Source organism: Actinomadura sp. 6N118, from assembly GCF_044326415.1.
Taxonomy (GTDB): Bacteria; Actinomycetota; Actinomycetes; order Streptosporangiales; family Streptosporangiaceae; genus Spirillospora.
Window position 1 is genome coordinate 178,331 of the sequence record NZ_JBIRAZ010000005.1, and the last position, 16,886, is coordinate 195,216.

At 68.7% G+C, this 16,886-nt stretch carries 15 protein-coding genes and 1 pseudogene; 4 read left to right on the forward strand and 12 right to left on the reverse strand.

The genetic code is table 11. The annotated features are described in order from the left end of the window. Positions 1-17 precede the first annotated feature (17 nt). From ACH34W_RS14435 to ACH34W_RS14445, 3 genes are all read right to left on the reverse strand, one after another. The gene (locus tag ACH34W_RS14435; RefSeq protein ID WP_395961356.1) at positions 18-1,100 is read right to left on the reverse strand and encodes a CapA family protein; all 1,083 of its coding nucleotides are present in this window, start codon (positions 1,098-1,100) and stop codon (positions 18-20) included. Positions 1,101-1,147: 47 nt separating this feature from the next. Beyond that, positions 1,148-1,363 carry an SPW repeat protein gene (locus tag ACH34W_RS14440; RefSeq protein ID WP_395961357.1) on the reverse strand — a complete coding sequence of 72 codons (216 nt, stop codon included), beginning with the start codon at positions 1,361-1,363 and terminating at the stop codon, positions 1,148-1,150. Positions 1,364-1,602: 239 nt separating this feature from the next. Then, positions 1,603-2,466 (reverse strand): SDR family oxidoreductase, encoded by an 864-nt coding sequence (locus tag ACH34W_RS14445; RefSeq protein WP_395961358.1) that lies wholly within the window; start codon positions 2,464-2,466, stop codon positions 1,603-1,605. 187 nt (positions 2,467-2,653) lie between these two features. Here ACH34W_RS14445 and ACH34W_RS14450 point away from each other — a divergent pair, with 187 nt between their 5' ends. Then, entirely contained in the window at positions 2,654-3,340 is a 687-nt protein-coding gene (locus ACH34W_RS14450; protein ID WP_395961359.1) for a TetR/AcrR family transcriptional regulator, read from the forward strand. A 25-nt stretch (positions 3,341-3,365) separates the two neighbouring features. Here ACH34W_RS14450 and ACH34W_RS14455 read toward each other — a convergent pair. Further along, positions 3,366-3,521, reverse strand: a pseudogene (locus ACH34W_RS14455) (IS630 family transposase); the annotation flags it as partial. A gap of 252 nt (positions 3,522-3,773) precedes the next feature. Then, positions 3,774-4,478, reverse strand: coding sequence for a TetR/AcrR family transcriptional regulator (locus ACH34W_RS14460; RefSeq protein ID WP_395961360.1), 705 nt, complete (start codon positions 4,476-4,478; stop codon positions 3,774-3,776). Positions 4,479-4,650: 172 nt separating this feature from the next. Here ACH34W_RS14460 and ACH34W_RS14465 point away from each other — a divergent pair, with 172 nt between their 5' ends. Further along, on the forward strand, positions 4,651-5,892 hold the full coding sequence (locus ACH34W_RS14465; RefSeq protein ID WP_395961361.1) for an oxygenase MpaB family protein: 1,242 nt from the start codon (positions 4,651-4,653) through the stop codon (positions 5,890-5,892). A 203-nt stretch (positions 5,893-6,095) separates the two neighbouring features. On the opposite strand, the gene ACH34W_RS14470 is transcribed toward ACH34W_RS14465, so the two are convergent. The 4 genes from ACH34W_RS14470 to ACH34W_RS14485 all read right to left on the reverse strand — a co-directional run bounded on the left by ACH34W_RS14470 (position 6,096) and on the right by ACH34W_RS14485 (position 10,785). Further along, the gene (locus ACH34W_RS14470; RefSeq protein ID WP_395961362.1) at positions 6,096-6,566 is read right to left on the reverse strand and encodes an RICIN domain-containing protein; all 471 of its coding nucleotides are present in this window, start codon (positions 6,564-6,566) and stop codon (positions 6,096-6,098) included. A 695-nt stretch (positions 6,567-7,261) separates the two neighbouring features. Next, complete coding sequence (locus tag ACH34W_RS14475) at positions 7,262-7,777, reverse strand: hypothetical protein (protein ID WP_395961363.1); 516 nt, start codon at positions 7,775-7,777, stop codon at positions 7,262-7,264. Positions 7,778-7,781: 4 nt separating this feature from the next. After that, positions 7,782-9,242, reverse strand: a complete 1,461-nt coding sequence (locus ACH34W_RS14480; protein WP_395961364.1) for a class I adenylate-forming enzyme family protein — start codon at positions 9,240-9,242, stop codon at positions 7,782-7,784. Beyond that, positions 9,232-10,785, reverse strand: a complete 1,554-nt coding sequence (locus tag ACH34W_RS14485; RefSeq protein WP_395961365.1) for an NAD(P)-binding domain-containing protein — start codon at positions 10,783-10,785, stop codon at positions 9,232-9,234. Before ACH34W_RS14485 ends, ACH34W_RS14480 begins: the two co-directional genes overlap by 11 nt. A gap of 61 nt (positions 10,786-10,846) precedes the next feature. Between ACH34W_RS14485 and ACH34W_RS14490 the strand changes: the two genes are divergently transcribed. Beyond that, on the forward strand, positions 10,847-12,352 hold the full coding sequence (locus tag ACH34W_RS14490) for an aromatic amino acid ammonia-lyase (protein ID WP_395961366.1): 1,506 nt from the start codon (positions 10,847-10,849) through the stop codon (positions 12,350-12,352). 15 nt (positions 12,353-12,367) lie between these two features. On the opposite strand, the gene ACH34W_RS14495 is transcribed toward ACH34W_RS14490, so the two are convergent. The 3 genes from ACH34W_RS14495 to ACH34W_RS14505 all read right to left on the reverse strand — a co-directional run bounded on the left by ACH34W_RS14495 (position 12,368) and on the right by ACH34W_RS14505 (position 15,170). Then, a complete protein-coding gene (locus tag ACH34W_RS14495) occupies positions 12,368-13,774 on the reverse strand; it encodes an acyltransferase family protein (RefSeq protein ID WP_395961367.1) in 1,407 nt (468 codons plus the stop codon). Continuing rightward, positions 13,738-13,911 carry a universal stress protein gene (locus tag ACH34W_RS14500; RefSeq protein WP_395961368.1) on the reverse strand — a complete coding sequence of 58 codons (174 nt, stop codon included), beginning with the start codon at positions 13,909-13,911 and terminating at the stop codon, positions 13,738-13,740. Before ACH34W_RS14500 ends, ACH34W_RS14495 begins: the two co-directional genes overlap by 37 nt. Before the next feature lie 170 nt (positions 13,912-14,081). Continuing rightward, on the reverse strand, positions 14,082-15,170 hold the full coding sequence (locus ACH34W_RS14505) for a response regulator transcription factor (RefSeq protein WP_395961369.1): 1,089 nt from the start codon (positions 15,168-15,170) through the stop codon (positions 14,082-14,084). A gap of 177 nt (positions 15,171-15,347) precedes the next feature. Between ACH34W_RS14505 and ACH34W_RS14510 the strand changes: the two genes are divergently transcribed. Further along, positions 15,348-16,793, forward strand: coding sequence for an FAD/NAD(P)-binding protein (locus ACH34W_RS14510; RefSeq protein ID WP_395961370.1), 1,446 nt, complete (start codon positions 15,348-15,350; stop codon positions 16,791-16,793). Positions 16,794-16,886: the final 93 nt, after the last annotated feature.

The window sequence follows — 16,886 nt, forward strand, 5'->3', positions numbered from 1 at the left end:
CCAGGGGCAGAGAAGCTTCAAGAGACCGCGAGGTCGCCGTCAGGTCGGGGGGCGATGCGGGTCCCGAATTGGGCACTGATCTCGTTCAGCAGCCCGGCGAGGTCTTCGGTGTCGTCGCGGGACGCGAGCTGCAAGCTCATCTTCCGGGCTTGCATGGGGATGATCCGAAGGTCGGCCGGTGTGTCTGTGACGGCGTCGATCGACGCCAGGTACAGCGGCCGCAGGTCATCGCGGTAGGGGTGGGGTGTGTCGATGCCTTCGTAGTCGTCGATGAAGTCGCCGCATCCGTAGAGGATCAGCTTGCCTCGATAGATCTCGAGGGGGCGGGGGTGGTGTGAGGAATGGCCGTGGACGACGTCCACGCCGCCGTCGATGAGCGCGTGCGCGAAATGGATCTGAGCCTCCGGGACGTCGTATCCCCAGTTGGAGCCCCAGTGGACGGAGACGACCACGATGTCGCCGGGCCGCCTGGCCTGCCGCACCCGTTCGTTGATCTCGGCGGCGCGGGCGGCGGAGAGGGTGTCGATGAACGCGACGCCCGCACGGTCGGCTGTCGCGGCCCAGGACGGATCAATGCCGCTGGAGGCCGTACCGAAGGCGAACACCACGACCCGGCCATGATCGACGGGAACGATCGCGGGCCGGTGTGCCTCGGCCAGGTCCCGTCCTGCACCTGCGGCGTGCAACCCCAGGCCGTCGAGGCAGTCCAGGGTCTCCTCAAGACCGGGGCGCCCGAAGTCCAGCACGTGGTTGTTGGCCAGGGTGCAGACGTCCGGCCGCGCGGTGGCCAGCGCGGGCGCGTTGGCAGGGCTCATGCGATAGTGCACGCTCTTGTGCGGGGCGAACGCGCCGCTGCGTGTGATGCCGGTCTCCAGATTCACCAGCCTCGCGTCGGCCGCCGCCATGACGGCACGAGCCGCACCCCACGGCCACCCGAAGCCCACCGGCCGGGGAATCGGGCCGTTCGCCGCCTCGGCGAGCTCCACATACGTTCGCGCGTCCCGGACGCTAGTTTCGCGCAGTACGGAGTCGCCCGGGTGCGGGAGGATCTGGTCGACCCCGCGGCCGAGCATCACATCGCCGCACAGCCCTATCCTCACCCGGCCTTCTCGCAGCTCGCGCCGACTCACCCGTAGGCCGACCGACCTCACCGTCTCCGGCTGAACGCACCTGGAACGGCGGCCGTGACCAGCAACCGGTCCAGCCCCGTGAACCCGACGATCCACGGGAAGACGGCCAGATACAGCCCGGCCAGCAGAATCAGCCCATCGGCCAGTTGCACGGCCGGTCGCGATGCCGCGACCTCGTACCGCTCTCGGCGAGCGCCCAGATCGACGTGCTCTTCGACGATGTTGTGGGCCATGGCTCACCTCCATGCCGCTACCGTCGATGACGCCCTTCCCCCTCAGAAGCCGCCCATGCAAAACCCGGACGCAGGTTTCACGCAGCACTCTGGACCCGCCAGGCAAGAAGCTGCACGATAACCCCGCAGGGCGGAACACGCCTGATCGGAAAGGCCATGTCCAACGCCTCCGCCGTCGCTATTCCTGGCGGGTCGCGGCGCCGAGGTGTCGAGCCCGTCAGGATCATGGGCTGGCCGGTTTACCGAGAGCGCACGACGGCCTCCAATACCTCGTGAACGGTCTTCGCGGGGTGGCCGATGGTGGCTTCCAGCGTGGGGTCGGTGGCGTTGAACTCGCCATTGCGCGATGCAGCGAACATCGTCAACGAGAACTCCGCAGCTGGCCGCGGCATCCCACTGGCGACTGCTGCGGTTACCCACTCGTCGTCGTCCATGACGACTCGGGTGATGGTGCGGCCGATGATGCGGCTGAGGATTTCGGCAACGTCAGCGAAGTCCAGCGCGTGGGGGGCCGTCAACGGCGGCGTGATGCCTTCGGGTGTTCCGTCTTCGGTCAGAGTGAAGGCCGCGGCGTCTGCCAGGTCCTCGTGGGCCGTCCAGGACACCGGGCCGTCCTGCGGCACGGCGAGCGTGCCGGTCTCCAGCGCCGCGCCGATGTAGTAGCCCAAGGTGGAGGCGTAGAACCCGTTGCGAAGGGCGGTGTAGGCGACCCCTAGCTGCTTGAGGTGCTCCTCGGTAGCCGCGTGGACCTTCTGCGGTGGGAAGAGCGACGTGGGAGAGGCAGCCTGGTGGCTGGTGTACAGGATGCGCTGGGCGCCCGCTTCCCGCGCTGCGTCGATAGCAGCGCTGTTGGCGGTCAACGCGCCGCCGCCTCGGATGGCCGCGGAGACGACCAGGACGCGCTCGGCACCTTCGAAGGCGTGCTTCAGGCTGTCCGGTTCGGTGAAGTCTCCCGCTCGGACTCGGACGCCGCGCTCGGCGAGGTCGGCGGCCTTGCTCACGTCGCGCACACTGACGCCGATCCTGTCGGCCGGTACCCGTTCCAGCAGGCGGTTGACGATCAGCGACCCGAGGTGGCCGGTGGCTCCCGTGACGATCAGCATTGGTGCCTCCCATGTTTCCAACGGAACGAAAAATATGGTAACACTGATAATTCCGTTGGATGCAACTGCATGCCTCCATCCGGAGGCTGGCCGGGCTTTGCCTGTAGTTTTGACTGGTCGTACAGCCTACAGTTGGCAATATCAGTGATAACGTCGCCGGTCACGCATGGGCGATAGCATCGTTTCCATGGCACCGAACACGCAGCGGCGAGACATCACCCGGGACCGCATCGTGAAGGCTGCGGCCGGCCTGCTGCGCGACCAAGGGCCGGCCGCGGTGACCACGCGCCGCGTGGCCCACGAGGCCGGGCTGCAGCCTCCTGCTCTTTACCGCTTCTTCCAGGACAAGGACGACCTGCTGGATGCCGCCGCGGAGCATGTCTTCACCGAACATGTGGCGAGCAAGCAGACCACCGCGCCCACGGACGACCCTGTAGAAGACCTCCGCGCCGGATGGAACACGCAGATCAGCTTCGGCCTGGCCAACCCGTACATCTACGGCCTGTTGCTCGACCCGGCCCGCGCACGCGACACCCCGGCACAGGTCAAGGGTGTGCTGATCCTTGCCGAGCGTGTGCACAGAATCGCCGCCGCCGGACGGCTTCGGGTGAGCGAGGAACGCGCCGTCAACCTCATCCGCTCGGCGGGGGTCGGAACCGTCCACACCCTGCTGACCCTGCCGCCAGAGCAAAGCGACCCGCATCTGGCCGATGCCGCTTTCGACGCGATCGCTCGCGCCATCCTCGTAGATGAGCCCGCTGTCCCCACCGATGACCCGGCGGCCGTCATTGCAGCCTTCCGCACCCTCCTGCCCGAACTACCCAGTCTCAGCAAAGCTGAGGCCGCGCTTCTCGACGAATGGCTGCAACGCTGATCCAGCAACGCGCTACGACCACCCTGGCCACGATGGCAAAGTTTCGTCCCCCGGCGGATTCTCTTCTCACTGCGGATGCGTGGGCGCCCTCGGCGTTGGCTGCGAGGACCTCAGGGTGTCGGGCGTTCTTGTTGCGCCAGCGTAGGTAGGCGTGCAGGGCCCGGGTCTGCACGTAGTGATGCAACCCGAGCGCCGCACCTCCGGACTTCACCCAGCGACCCGGCCGAGGTGAAGGTGCTCCGCTGCGCATTGTTCAATACAGGCTTCGCGCCGCCAGGGCACTGTGTTGCCACAAGCGAAACCGCATGGAGGCCATCGACGTCGCCCGGTCTTCAACGCGCTGCAAGACGCCGTCGTTCGCCAACCCGCCTTCTGCGCTCGGCGTCCGTACCGGCGCCGTCGTTCACCGGGGTCCGCGCCGTCGAGGCGAGCGCTATCTGGTCATGCGCGAAGGCGGCCAGGTCCCGGGAGGCGGCGGTTCCAGCATGGGCACGAGGAACCGCTGGGCCAACGCGGCGAGTTGTTCGTCGTCGTCGAGGTCGATGAGGTGGCTGGGGATGGCCAGGAAGGACGCGGAGATCCGGACCATCATTTCGGCTACGTGGTCGGTGTCCAGGTCGCTGGACACGTTGCCGGCGCGTTGTTCGTGGCGGAGTTGGCCGGCGACGAACTGCCGGACGGCGGTGAGCGTTCGCCCCTCGTCATTGATCATGGAGGATACGAGCAGGTCCGGTTCCGTGGTGATCAGGCCGCCGATGAGCGGGTTGCGCCGGATGGCGCGCAGCGAGCTCACAAAGCCCAGCACCACCCGGTCGGCGGCGGTGCCGGCCTGTTGGATGTCGATGAGGAACTGATCGAAGTACCGGCGGAACTCCCGGCGTACGACCTGTTCGACCAGGGCGTCCTTGGTGGTGAACCGCCGGTAGACGGTGATCCGTGAGACTCCGGCGCGGCGGGCCACGTCCTCCATGGTGGATCGCTGGATGCCCATCCGGCAGAACAGCTCATATGCCGCATCGAGGATGCGCGTACGGGACTCGTCGCTGTCGTCGACGCGTTCGACGGCGTCGCTGTACGCGCGTTCGAGCAACGACTCCGAGCCCGCGTTCGCCGTGAGGAAGGACGGCACTGGTTCCATGAATTCCTCCTAGACGACCGATTCTGCCTTGATGGCCGCCGGCCAGGCTCGGGTCTTGTGATGCCCGCCACAGTGTGCTCTCATGGGACTCGCCGAGATGAAACGCAGATGCACGCTCTGTTTCATCGTATCAACGACAACGCTCTGCGGCCCCCCGAGGAGGAGCGAAGGCATGGAGAAACCCAGCAGGCGCAACGTGTTGATGGCGGGCGGGACGTTGGGCGCGCTCGGCGCGTTGAGCGCCGCGTCGCCCGCACAGGCGGGCTCACTGTGGACGTGGTCGCCCAAGGGCTCGGTGGCCGGCGCCGGGGACGGCGCCGACCCGCGGTGGGTGTGGGACGCCGAGGCCGACCCGCTGGTCGCCTCGCTGCTCGACCGGGGTGACGTGCCCAAGGTCAACACGCTGCTGCGGACCTGGACCAAGAACGGCCAGCCGCTGCCGAGCGGGCTGCCGGCGGACCTGCGCGACTTCATGGAGAACGCCAGGCGGCTGCCGTCCTGGGCCGACCAGGGCAAGCTCGCCACCGCGGTCGACTTCAACGAGAAGCGGGGGCTCTACCTCGGTGTGACCTACGGCTTCGCCAGCGGGATGATGAGCACGGTCATCCCGAGGGAGGCGCGCGCGGTCTACTACTCCAAGGGCGGCGCGGACATGAGGGACCGCATCACCAAGACCGCCAAGCTCGGGTACGACATCGGGACCTCGAACGCCTACAAGCCCGACGGTGAAATGATCGTGACCTGCGTCAAGACCCGGCTGGCGCACGCGGGGGTGCGCCACCTGCTGCCCAAGTCGCCGTACTGGTCCAAGGTCGCCGACGAGGAGATCCCGATCAGCCAGCGGGACATGATGGTCACCTGGCACAGCCTGCCCACCACCGTCATGCAGAACCTGGTCAAGTGGAAGGTGCCCATCCCCACCGCCGAGTCCGAGGCCTTCCTGCACTCGTGGCAGGTGGCCGCGCACATGCTCGGCATCAAGGACGAGTACATCCCCGCGACGTGGAACGAGGCCAACGCCCAAGCTGAACAGGTCCTGACCCCGGTGCTGGCCCCGACGCCCGAAGGCATCAAGCTCGCCGACATCCTCCTCAACCTCGGCTCATCGATCGACGGCGGCCTCCTCAGCAAGCCCATCCTCGGCTCACTCACCCGCTACGTACTCGGTGACCAGATCGCCGGATGGCTGAAAATCCCCAAGGATCCCCTCTGGGACCCTCTCTTCCAGGTCGCCTGGGAGCCCTTCGTCGCCGTACGCGAAGGCCTGCTGTCGCTCGAGAAGGCACCAGGCGCCCTGCAGAAGGCCTACTGGGCCTTCGACGAAATCCTCCGCCTGGGAGCCCTGCTCTACCTGTCCGAAGGGGAACTGCCGATCAGCATCGAAATCCCCCAAACCAACAACCCGCACCACTGATCGAGGCCGCACCGCACCCTCGTTTCCGGGGCCATCCCCATGCGGGGATGGCCCCGTCGCGTAGAAATTCAAGCACGGCTCCAACGCGTCGGCCTCATCTGCGCCGGGATCCCTAAATGATGGGCCCGACGGCGCGCCACGCGCCCTTGCCTACATCTGCACCGACCGGCCGTCTGGGCGTTGGACGGGCCGTCGGTGGTGGGTCACTTGTTGAACCAGATCTGGCTCTTCTTACGGTTGTCGTACTTCTTGGCGACGACCTTGCCCCGGCTGGTGGTGTCCAGGTAAAGCCTGGTCCTCCAGTTCATCCGGGCGCCCATCTGGGTGGGCAGCCAGTACTGCCATTCCGAGTTCTTGTTGCACCTGCTCGTCCACACCGTGCCCGCGCCATTGCTGTTCAGGCAGCGGCCGGTGGCTTGGTTCTTCATGAGCCACGCGGTGCGAATGTGGTCGAACTTCTTCGACGTCATCTTCCACTGCTGGCTCTTGGGCGGCCTATTGGCGCACTTCTTGAGAACGACCTTGTCACCCGACGCATTCGTCAGGCACTTCTTCGACGAGTACTGAACAATTTTGTGCGGACCAACCGTCTGCGCGGAGGCGCTGGTCGCGACGCCGACAATGGCGGCCGAGGAGAGCAGTACGAGGGTGCCTGCCGCTGCGACGATGCGCATAGAGGTCCCGCCTCTCTGAATGGGTGTGGATACGCTGCGCCCGCCGTACGGGGAAGCACAGGGCGCGAGAGCCGCGACCCCGACGTGGGCTGTCCGCGCAAAACTAACTACCTACCCCACCCGCAAAATAGGGCCTGAAGCACCACCACCACCTGGTCGAATAGTGCCCAGCTCCTACTCATCCTGACGGATATGTGGACTTCACTCAGAAGACGCTTGATGGCCGGATCACGCTCACCGGCCCGTGTTATTAAGCGACCAGTCCGCCAGGCCAATACCCGACCTACGGGGACGCTCTGCTGGTGCGACAGGGGCCGCCGGAAAACCGTTTGAGCCTTCCTTCCGCGTTCCCGTAGGTTGCCTGCGGTCCGTCGCAGTGAGGACAGAGGACAAACCGCGTGACCCCGCCTGCTCTTTAGCCCTGACACCTTCTTCCGCTCACCTTCAAGCCGACCCTCCCGTCGGCTCTGCCGGGCTGCCCGTGCGCGCCCGGTCATTCAGCGTTTGAGGCCGCGCGCAATCGGCCTCGTGTCAGGTCTCGAGAGATCATGTCTTCACAACCACCGTGATAGCCAGGGACTAGCGGGGATGTAGCCGCGGCGCGCGATCCCCGGCAAGCAAGCCGAGCTTCATGCGCGCGCCGCGGCGGCACCCTTTCGGCTGGTTCAGAGAACGGCGGACAGGCCTGCCGGCTTCTAGTCTGGGGCGGCTGACGCTTGGCCGACTTGTTCCATGCAGGCTTGTCGGACCAGGGCCGCCAGTTCGTCGCGGGGGCGGCCCCACCCGTCCACCCACTCGTCGTAGAGCCGATAGAGGGAGCCGAGGGGTGGATCGTGGAAGGCGTCGTCCCAATGGGAACTGACCATGAGCTGTTCGACTTCCGTGATCAACCATCCGGTGTCGGTCTCGCCGGCGAGGTAGCGGGAGGCAAGATCGTCGTAGACATCGTTTACCGCGATGTGAAGGTCGTCCGGCACGGGGCTTCGCGCATCGATCAGCGCAGCAGGAAGGATGTCGCGGACCTCCCGGGTGTCGGATCCGTCCATCCCGGCCAGCGTCCGGAGCGCTTCCCCGTCGAGGCCGTCGGCGATCCAGTGCGCCGCCCAGAGAGGCACTCGCTCAGCCACCAGATCGTCGATCTTGAGCCAGGCCGCGACGAGTCGCGGTGGAGGGATCTTTCTGCCGGCACCGTAGTAAGGGACGCTCACCATCCCATCATGATGTCTGGCCTATCGCGGCCCTCAGCAGGCGCTTGTCCGGTTTGCCGCTCGGGGCCAGCGGCGCCTCGTCGAGGACGGTGATGGTCACCGGCACGCAGGCGTCGCCTAGCTGTTCACTGACCAGGGTCCGGAGCGAACCGAGGTCGGGAGTCCTGTTGGCCGCCGGCACCACGAAGGCGTGCACCGCCTCGCCGGTGTCCTCGTCCGGGGCACCGACCACGTACGCCTCCGCGATGTCAGAGGAGGTGGCCAGAACCCGCTCGATCGGGCCGGCGTAGTGGAGGCCTGCGTTGACGATGATGACGTCCCGCGCCCGCCCGACCAGGTACAGTCGCCCGTCCTCGTCGAAGTGGCCGAGGTCCCGGGTGCGCACCCATCCGTCGATGAACACGTCCGTGGTCTCCGCCGGCTCGGCCCAGTACCCGATCGCCTGCGCGGGTGTGCGGACGTACAGCTCACCGTCGACACCGGCCGGGACCGGCCTGCCGTCCGCGTCCCGGATCTCGACGTCGATGACTTCGGGTGGGAACCCGACCGACGGGGGGACGTCCGACGGCGTGGCCATGGAGATCGTGCCGGTCTCGGTCTGCCCGTAGCCGTGGAACACGACCGGGCCGAGCACGTCGAGTGCCTCGCGGAGCCGGGACGCCTCCAGCGGCGACCCGGACACCATGAGCGCCCGGAGGCTGCTCAGATCGGCCGGGTCGCTGCGCTGGGCGGCGACGAGTTTGTACAGGCGGGGCACGGTGATGATGCTGGCGGACGCCCGATGCCTGGTGATCGCGTCAGGGAACACGGGCGGGTCGGCGACGACCATGGTTCCGCCCGCGGCGAGCGTGAGGACGCCGTACTCCATCATCACCTGGCTGCTCAGCGACCCGAACACCAGGTAGCGCTGCAGCCGGGACGCCAGTTCCCGGATGGCCGGCGGCCACGCCTCCGGCCTGGCCGTCCACGCCGCGTTCATGGCGGCGTAGGTCTGCGCGCATGCCTTCGGCGCGCCGGTGCTGCCACTGGTGTAGAGGAGCCGGGCGACGTCATGCGGCCGACCGGACAGGTGCAGCGGGCCGTCGGGTGCGGCCAGCAGCTCGGCGAGGCTCAGCGTGCGCGGCGCGTGCTCCGGTCCGGTGGCCGCGTCGGTCACGACCGCGGTGATGTCCTGGTGGAGCACATGACGCAGCTGGCCGTCGAGCAGCCCTGGCCGCACACCGACGACGCGGGCCCCCACGACGTGGCCGGCGATCATCGTGGCGAACGCTTCCGGGGTGACACCGAGCATCATGGCGACGCCGTCCCCCGGCCCTATGGCCGCGGCGCGCAGCCCGGCCGCGATCCGCCGGACGAGGCGGAGCATCTGCTCGCCGGTGACGGCACGGGCACCGTGTTCGAAGACGGGCCGATTCCCGGCCGCCACGAGGAGATCCAGAACCGACCGCGGGTACGGGTCAGACGGCATCGGCGAGACATTCCTTGACGAAGACGGCCAGTGGCTGCTGATGCACCGTCGGCAGGTTCCACCGGTTGTCCAGATTCTCCGCGAGGTGGTGGACGCCGGCCATCTCGCCGTCGCGGTAGTACCGCACCACCGGGTGCAGGTAGCTCGCGTCGTGGGCGTTGACGGCGTCGTTCTCGCCGACCCGCGGGACCGAGATGTCGAACGGGTCGCCCTGGTCGTGATCGGGTCCGTACTCCAGGGTCGTAATGAGCCTGTGCCGGGCATCGCCGAGGCCACCCTCGGCGGCGTAGGCCACCGGGACCTCCTCCTGGTACAGCGCGACGGCGCCGTTCACGGTGACCACGTCGCCAAGCACGCCGAACTGCTGCCACAGCGCGGAGGAACGGTTGACCCGGGCGATGATCGCGTCGCTGATCGCGTCCGGGGCCGGCTCGACCTTTTCGGCCGGCCAGGTCTCACCGTCGTAGCGGGTGGTCAGAATCCGGTAAAGCGCGCGCACCCCGTAGCGGAAGCCGTGGATGAACCCGCTGGTGGATCTCTTGAAGTCGCGTTGCTGGGTGAGCGTGCCGGCGAAATACAGACCGGGCACGGTGGTCGACTCGTACGCCGGCGTCTGCTCGGGGAAACGGTCGTTGATGACCAGCGCGGGCCGGCAACCGTCGTCGAACACCGAGGCGTCGAACCGGAAACCGGTGCACACGATCACCCGGTCGTAGAACAGCTCGCGCAGCGCCTCCACGGTCCGGGCATAGCGGAACATCACCCGGTAGCGACCGTCGCCTTGGCGTTCGATGCTTTCCACGGTGCCGTCGAGGACCGAGTTCTGGGACTTCAGCTGGTAGGTGTCGAGGAAATTGTTGTTCACCGCGCGCAGGTGCCCGACGAAATGCGACTGCCAAGCCATCTTGATGGAGTGCGGCCCGGCGACGTGGATGACCGCGGCCTTCTCCAGGAGCGCATCAGCGGTCTCGAACCCCGAATTGCCCTTGCCGATCACCAGGACCTGCTGGTCGGCGAAGGACGCGGGGTCGGTCTCGAACGTGTCGTAGCGTTCGGCGCTCTCGATGCCGGGGATCGGCGGGACGTACAGCTGGGAGACGCCGGTGGCCACGACGAGTCGCCGGCCCCGCCATGACCGTCCATTGTGGTCGACGGCGGTGAATCCGTCGTCGTCCCGGCTGATACGGACGATGTCGGTGTCGTAATGCACCCGGACGCCGGTCGCCGACGCGAAGTCCGACAGGTAGCGCACGAGATCGTCGGCTTGCGGGAAGTACCGTTCGCTGTACCGGGTGAACAGCAGCTCCGGATCGTCGCTCAGCAACGAGTTCCAGTCCATCCGCAGCCGCAGCTCCGGATCCTGGTACCCGGTGTGCACCTTGTTGATGGAGATCAGTTGGCGGTGCCGTGGGAACCGGGTGAAGAAGGTGCCCGGCCCGGCTCCGCGTTCCAGCACGGCATAGTCGTGTCCGCCACGTTCCAGCAATGCGGCGAGCTGCAGTCCCGCCGGGCCCGCCCCGATGATCAGGTAGTCATGCGGCATGTGCCGGAAGCTACCGACGAAATCTCAGAGGATTCTGAGATTTCGTTTCTATGGTCCAGGCATGCCCGCTGTCGAAGGCTCCCTCAACCTCAGCTCCATCAACCTCAGCGCCCCGCTGCGCTCCGCCGATCTGCACCGCGCCGCGACGCCGGTGTCCGTCGTGGTCGACGCGGGTGTCCACAGCCGTGTCGAGCGCGGCCGTGAGTACCTCCGTGGGGTGCTGCGGGAGGAGGAACGTCCGGTCTACGGCGCGACCACCGGCTTCGGTGCACTCGTCGGGTTCCCCGGCCGGGACGAGGAGGCGGACCAGTGTGACAACACTCTGGCCCACCTCGGTGCCGGGCAGGGGCCGGATCTGCCCCATGACGTGGGACGGGCCGCGCTACTCGTGCGCGTGTGGTCTCTCGCGCAGGGGAAGTCCGGGGTTTCGGCGCACGTGGTCGACGGGCTTGCCGCGATGTTCGCGACGACGTTCGTCCCGGCGATTCCACGCTACGGTTCGGTCGGCGCGAGCGGAGACCTGATTCCGCTCGCCTATGCCACCCAGGCACTGCGCGGCCGGGGACACGCGTATGTCGACGGCCGGCGGATGCCCGCAGCCGAGGCGCTCGGCCATGCCGGGCTGATCCCGTTGACGCTCGACGGCCGGGACGCCCTCGCACTGGTCAACGGCACGTCCCTCACCACCGCCGCGACAGCCCTGGCCCTGGACAGCATCCGGTCGTCCCACCGCGCGACGCAGGCGCTCACCTGTCTGCTGGTCGATCTGCTCGGCTGCGACCCGGGCTTCCTCAACCCGCAACTCCTCGACGCGTATGGCCATCCCGGGGCGGTCGACGTCGCCGACGGCATGCGCAAGACGCTCTCCGGGATCAGTCCGGCCGGCACACGTGCGCTGCAGGAGCCCTACAGCATCCGCTGCTCCCCGCAACTGCTGGGCGCCGCCGAGGACGCCCTGCGGTACGTCGACGGTGTCGTCGAGGCCGACCTGTCCAGCGTCAGCGACAACCCGCTGTTCTTTCCAGATGACGACCTGGTCGCGCATGGCGGCAACTTCTTCGGTCAGCCGGCCGCGTTCGCCTCCGACGTGCTGGCCATGGTCACCGCCCAGCTCGGCAACCTCGCCGAGCGGCAGCTCGACCTCCTCGTCGACCCGGCCCGCAACGGCGGCCTGCCCCCGATGCTCGCCGCCGGACCCGGCCGCCAGCACGGGATGCAGGGGGTCCAGCTCGCCACGACCGCGTTCGTCGCCGAGATCCGCCGCGCCGCCGTGCCGGCCGGCATGCAGAGCCTGCCGACCAACCTGCACAACCAGGACGTGGTGCCGTTCGGCACACAGGCAGCCCTCCGCGCCTACGACATGGCCGCCCTGCTGCACCTGCTCTGCGGTTCGCTGGCCGTGGGCCTGCGGCAGGCAGTGCACGTCGGCGCCCGCCGCCCCACGTCCCCGGGCTGTGCGGTGCTCCTCGACGCCCTGATCGAGGCGATCCCTCCGATCGATCCCGACCGGCCGTTGGACGCCGATGTCCGCACGGCCGCCGAGCTGCTCACCGCGATACTTCCCTGAAGTACCGCAGAACGGCTAAACCTGTCGGCGCTGGATCAGAGGCAAAGTGACGGCACCCGCAAGGTAGGCCAGCAGGGCACCCGTGGGGAGAGCGCCGGGACCGTGATAACCAGGACCCGCCAGCGTGATGCCGGCCAGCCCCATCTGCGCCCCGGCCAGCCCGGCGATGGTCAACGTGGTGTACCTCCGCTGCGGGGCAGTCGGCCTGCGGTCCTTGTCCACGCCAGCTGGATCCACGCCGGCTGAGTCCACGCCGGCTGGGCCACGACCGGGTCGGATCCTGCCGCGCCACTCGATCCGGCCGAACAGCATCACCAGAGAGGCGAGCACAACCGTCAGGCAAGCCAGCCAGGGAAGCCGCGATAGCAGCCACTGGCCCGTCCCGACCGGTGGCTGCGGGAAGATCCCCGTCGGATAGAGCGCGGCGGCGGCCACCACCACCGCCGTCATGTGCCACAGGAACACGGTCAGGATCACGGTGTTGACCGCCACCACGGCGGTCCACGGGCGGGTCCGCTGCAACCACCGGTTGGCCCGGTCACGCAACAGCAGCACCAAGCCGGTCTGGGCGGCCGCCAGGGACAGCAAGGCCACAGTCGGCGGGGAGGTGTTCTGCACCTGTGCTCCCGGAACGAAGACCATGCTGACCGGATACGGCCCGGCCGCCGTGAGCAGCACCAGGGAACCGAATCCTGCCACGGCCAGCGGCAGGGCCACCGTCCACCGCGTCGGCAGCCGCCCGTCCTGCCAGGCGAAGCCGACTTGGTGCACCGCCAGCCACATCAGCAGAAAGTTGGCTGAGCCGACGTACGGCAGGTCGAACCCAAGGCGAGCGATGTCACCGGCGCCGACCCCAACCGCCAGGACCATGGGGACCGCAAGGCCCCACCGACGGTGCAGGAGGTGCATCACGGGCGTGAGCACCACCACGGCGAAGTAGACGGTGAGAAACCACAGCGGGATCGTGGCCAGCCAGGCCGCCCTGCCGATCAGCTCCTGCTCGCCACCGAGTGCGCGGGCCACCACTGCCGAGATCCCGATCAGGACCAGGAACGCCGTCGTCGGGCGCAGCAGCCGGTCGGCGCGGCCGGCCAGCCAGTCCCGCCAGTGGACACCACGCCCCCTGGACGCCCTCAGGGAGGAGGCATTGGCGAAGCCGCCGACGAGAAAGAACACAGGCATGACCTGAAACAGCCAGGACAGCCCATGCGCCCACGGCAGGTCCTTCAGCACGTGGCCTCCACCGAGGCCGTCCTCGTCATAGTTCACCGCGCTGGCCAGCCAATGACCGATCACCACCAGCACGATCGCGAGCGCACGGAGCAGGTCGACCCAGCGATCTCGCTGCGGCGGCGTCTCCTCGGCCAACCGCCGCAGCCCCCAGGTCACCGGCCGGTGGTCACGCTTGGTGCTGTCGGACATGGGAACGAGCTCCCAGTGACCAGGTCGCCGGCCAACCGCACAGGCACTCCTCGCCGGGCCGCTTCTCGCAGAGCCCAGTCGAGAACCGCGTCGCTTGGCTCGGAACCATCGACGCCGACGAGAATCGTTCCCTTCATAAAGCCGCCCCCACGCAAGCTTCTTGCGGTCCTCCCGCGTCATCACAGCCCTCTTCGTCATCACAACAAAGAGCGACCGTCATGACTGCGCCGGCCCGAACGACGTCAACCCGGGCGGCAGGCCCCCATCCAGGGGACCTGTAGTCATGCCCTGCCCGAGTTTCCCCACGTCAAACCGTCTCGGTGTCGCCCAGGCGGTCGCGCAGGGGCCAGTAGTTCTCGGTGAACAGGCGGGCCACCAGTTCGCCGCGGCTGGAGACCTGGGTCTTGTCGAAGATCGCCTTGATGTGGTCGCGGACGGTGTGCGCGGAGATGAACAGGGCGGCGGCGATCTCGGCGGTGGCCAGGCCCCGCGCGACGTGCTGGGTGATCTCCAGTTCGCGGGGCGAGAGCCCGTAGGCGGCGGCGATGATCGGCGCCATGTCGGAGGCGGGGGCGGGCTCGATGATGAGCGCCGTTGGACCGGGGACTCCGGCGGGGCCGGTGAGGCATGAGGCGTGGCAGGCGAGCCAGCCGCCGTCTCGGGTGCGGATGCGCACCCGCGCCGTTCGCCCGTCGCGTTCGGACGCGATCGCCCGCGCCTGGACGGCCGTCCCGACGACCCAGATGGGCAGGCGGACGCCGAGGGCCGACGGCTCGGACGGCCCGTCCGGCAGCAGCGCGAGGTAGTGCCGGGCCTCCTGGTTGATCGAGGTGGCCGTCCCGTCGGGGGTAAAAAGGATCATGCCCGGCGCGGACGTCCCGGGGAGCACCGGGGCGGCGGACGGGCGGGCGAAGGAGCGGAGCCGTGCGCCGAGCGAGGCGGATATGCCCGCGACCAGATCGATCTCGGCCTGGTCGAACGGTTCGCGTCCGGCGCTCCGGAACAGGCTGACCACGCCCCACGGCCTGTCGCCCGCGCGCAGCACCGCCCGCAGCTCGTCCATCAGGCCGTCGCCGCGGAGCCGCCGGTACTGTGCGCTGCGCCCGGGCAGGTCACCGGTGTTGCGCCGCAGCGCGCCGGCGGGAGTCGCGGCGCGGGCCAGTTCGCGGAAGGGGATGACGGTCTCCTCCAGCAGCTCGCACTCCCAGTACGCGTAACACTGCGAACCGCCGTTGAGGTTCTGCACCCACATCGGCGCGGTCACCAGCCCGGTCTGCGGGTCGGTGGTCGACCATGCCGCCGCGTCGAAGACGACGCGCTCGCGGAGCCGGGCGGAGACCTGGGTGAACAGCTCGAGGGGGCCGGCCGCCTGTGCGAACGGGTCGTGGCGCGCCATCCGGTCTCCCTTCCGAACTGGTGATCACTCCAGCCTGCCGCAGCGGGCGCCGTCCCCCAACCCCTCGTTTGAGGGGGTGCATCCCGTCGCAGCGCCCCGTTGGTGCGGGATGGGAGGCGCGGGCAGCGGCGGCCAGGGTCGTGATCAAACGACCAAGGACGAGCTGGAGGACGGCACATGGAGATCGGAATCATCGGCGCGGGAGCGTCCACGGTCGGGTTGCTCGACGCGCTGGCCAGGCTTGCGCGGGGGCCCGGCGCGGTCACGGTCTTCGAGCCGTCGCCGCACCGGTGGCGCGGGCGCGCCTTCGGACCGGACCTGAAGTCGGTGCTGGTCAACACCCCACCAATGATCATGTCCGCGCGGCACGGCGATCCCGCACACTACGCCCGATGGCTGGAGGACCGCGACGCCTCTCACCTTGACCGGCGGCTCGGACATCAGATCGTCCCGCGCGGGATGTACGGCGATTACCTGGAGCAGACCGCCGAGTCGGCCCTTGCCCGCCTGCGCGAGCTGGGGTGGCGGACCGAGGTGGTGGACGAGCGCGTGACCGGGATCTCCCCGTCGGACCGTCCTGCCTTGCTCACCGGCGCCGGACGGCGTCACACGGTCGACGTCGCGGTACTGGCCGTGGGCAGCGGTGCCCCGCAGGACCACTACGGCCTGAGCGGCAGCCCGGGATTCGTTCGCGACCCCTATCCGCTGGCATCCAGCCTTGACGACCTCGCGCCCGAACGGGACGTCGCCATCGTCGGCAGCGGCCTGACGGCGGTCGACATCGTCGTTTCACTGGAAAGGCGCGGCCACGCGGGCCGCATCAGCCTGCTGTCGCGCGGCGGGGTGCTGCCTGCCGTCTGGCAGCGACCCGTGAAGACCGAACTGCGTCACCTGACCGCCGGCCGGCTGACGGCCCTCGCCCGCGAGCACGGCGAGCTCACCCTCGGCCACCTGCGGTCGCTGCTGGACGCTGAGCTGGGGCAGGACTTGGGCGAACTCGCCGAGGAAGTGCGGGCGACGCGCTCGGAGGACCCGGTCGAGCGGTTGCGGCGGCAGCTCTCGCTGATCGACTCGCCTGGCATGGGCCGCCGCGTCCTCCAGCAGACCGTGCATGCACTCGGGCCGTACGCCTGGCGCCTGCTCCGCCAGGCCGACCGGGACGTGCTGCGCGATGAGCACTTCCGCACGATCGCCAGCCTCAGCTCGCCGATGGTGCCCGGCAACGCCGCCGCCATGCTGGAGCTGCTGGACGCGGGGCAGCTCGCCCTTGTCCCCGGTGTACGAAAGATCGAGGCCCGGGCAGGCGGCTTCCGGGTCTTCACCGACGCCGGCGTCCGGGCCACCGACGTCGTCATCAACGCCATCAACCCGCCGCCGCACTCGATCCCCGAGAGCACCGGCGCGCTGGTCTCGTCGATGCTCGCCGACCGGGTGGCCGAGCTCCACCCGGACGGCGGGCTGAACGTCGAAGCCGCGACCGGGCGGCTGACGGTGTCCGGCCAGGCCGACCACCGGTTGTACGCCGTGGGCGACCTCGCCGGGGGCGGGCTGTTCATCACCACGAGCATCGCGGGCCTGGCCGCACGTGCCGAGGCGACCGCCCGGGCACTCCTGGCGAACTGACGGCACCATCCCGAGACCATGCGAGCGCCCGGCCTGCGTTCTTTGAGCGCAGGCCGGGCGCTCGCTCTTTGAGCGCGCCGGGCGATGGCCGCA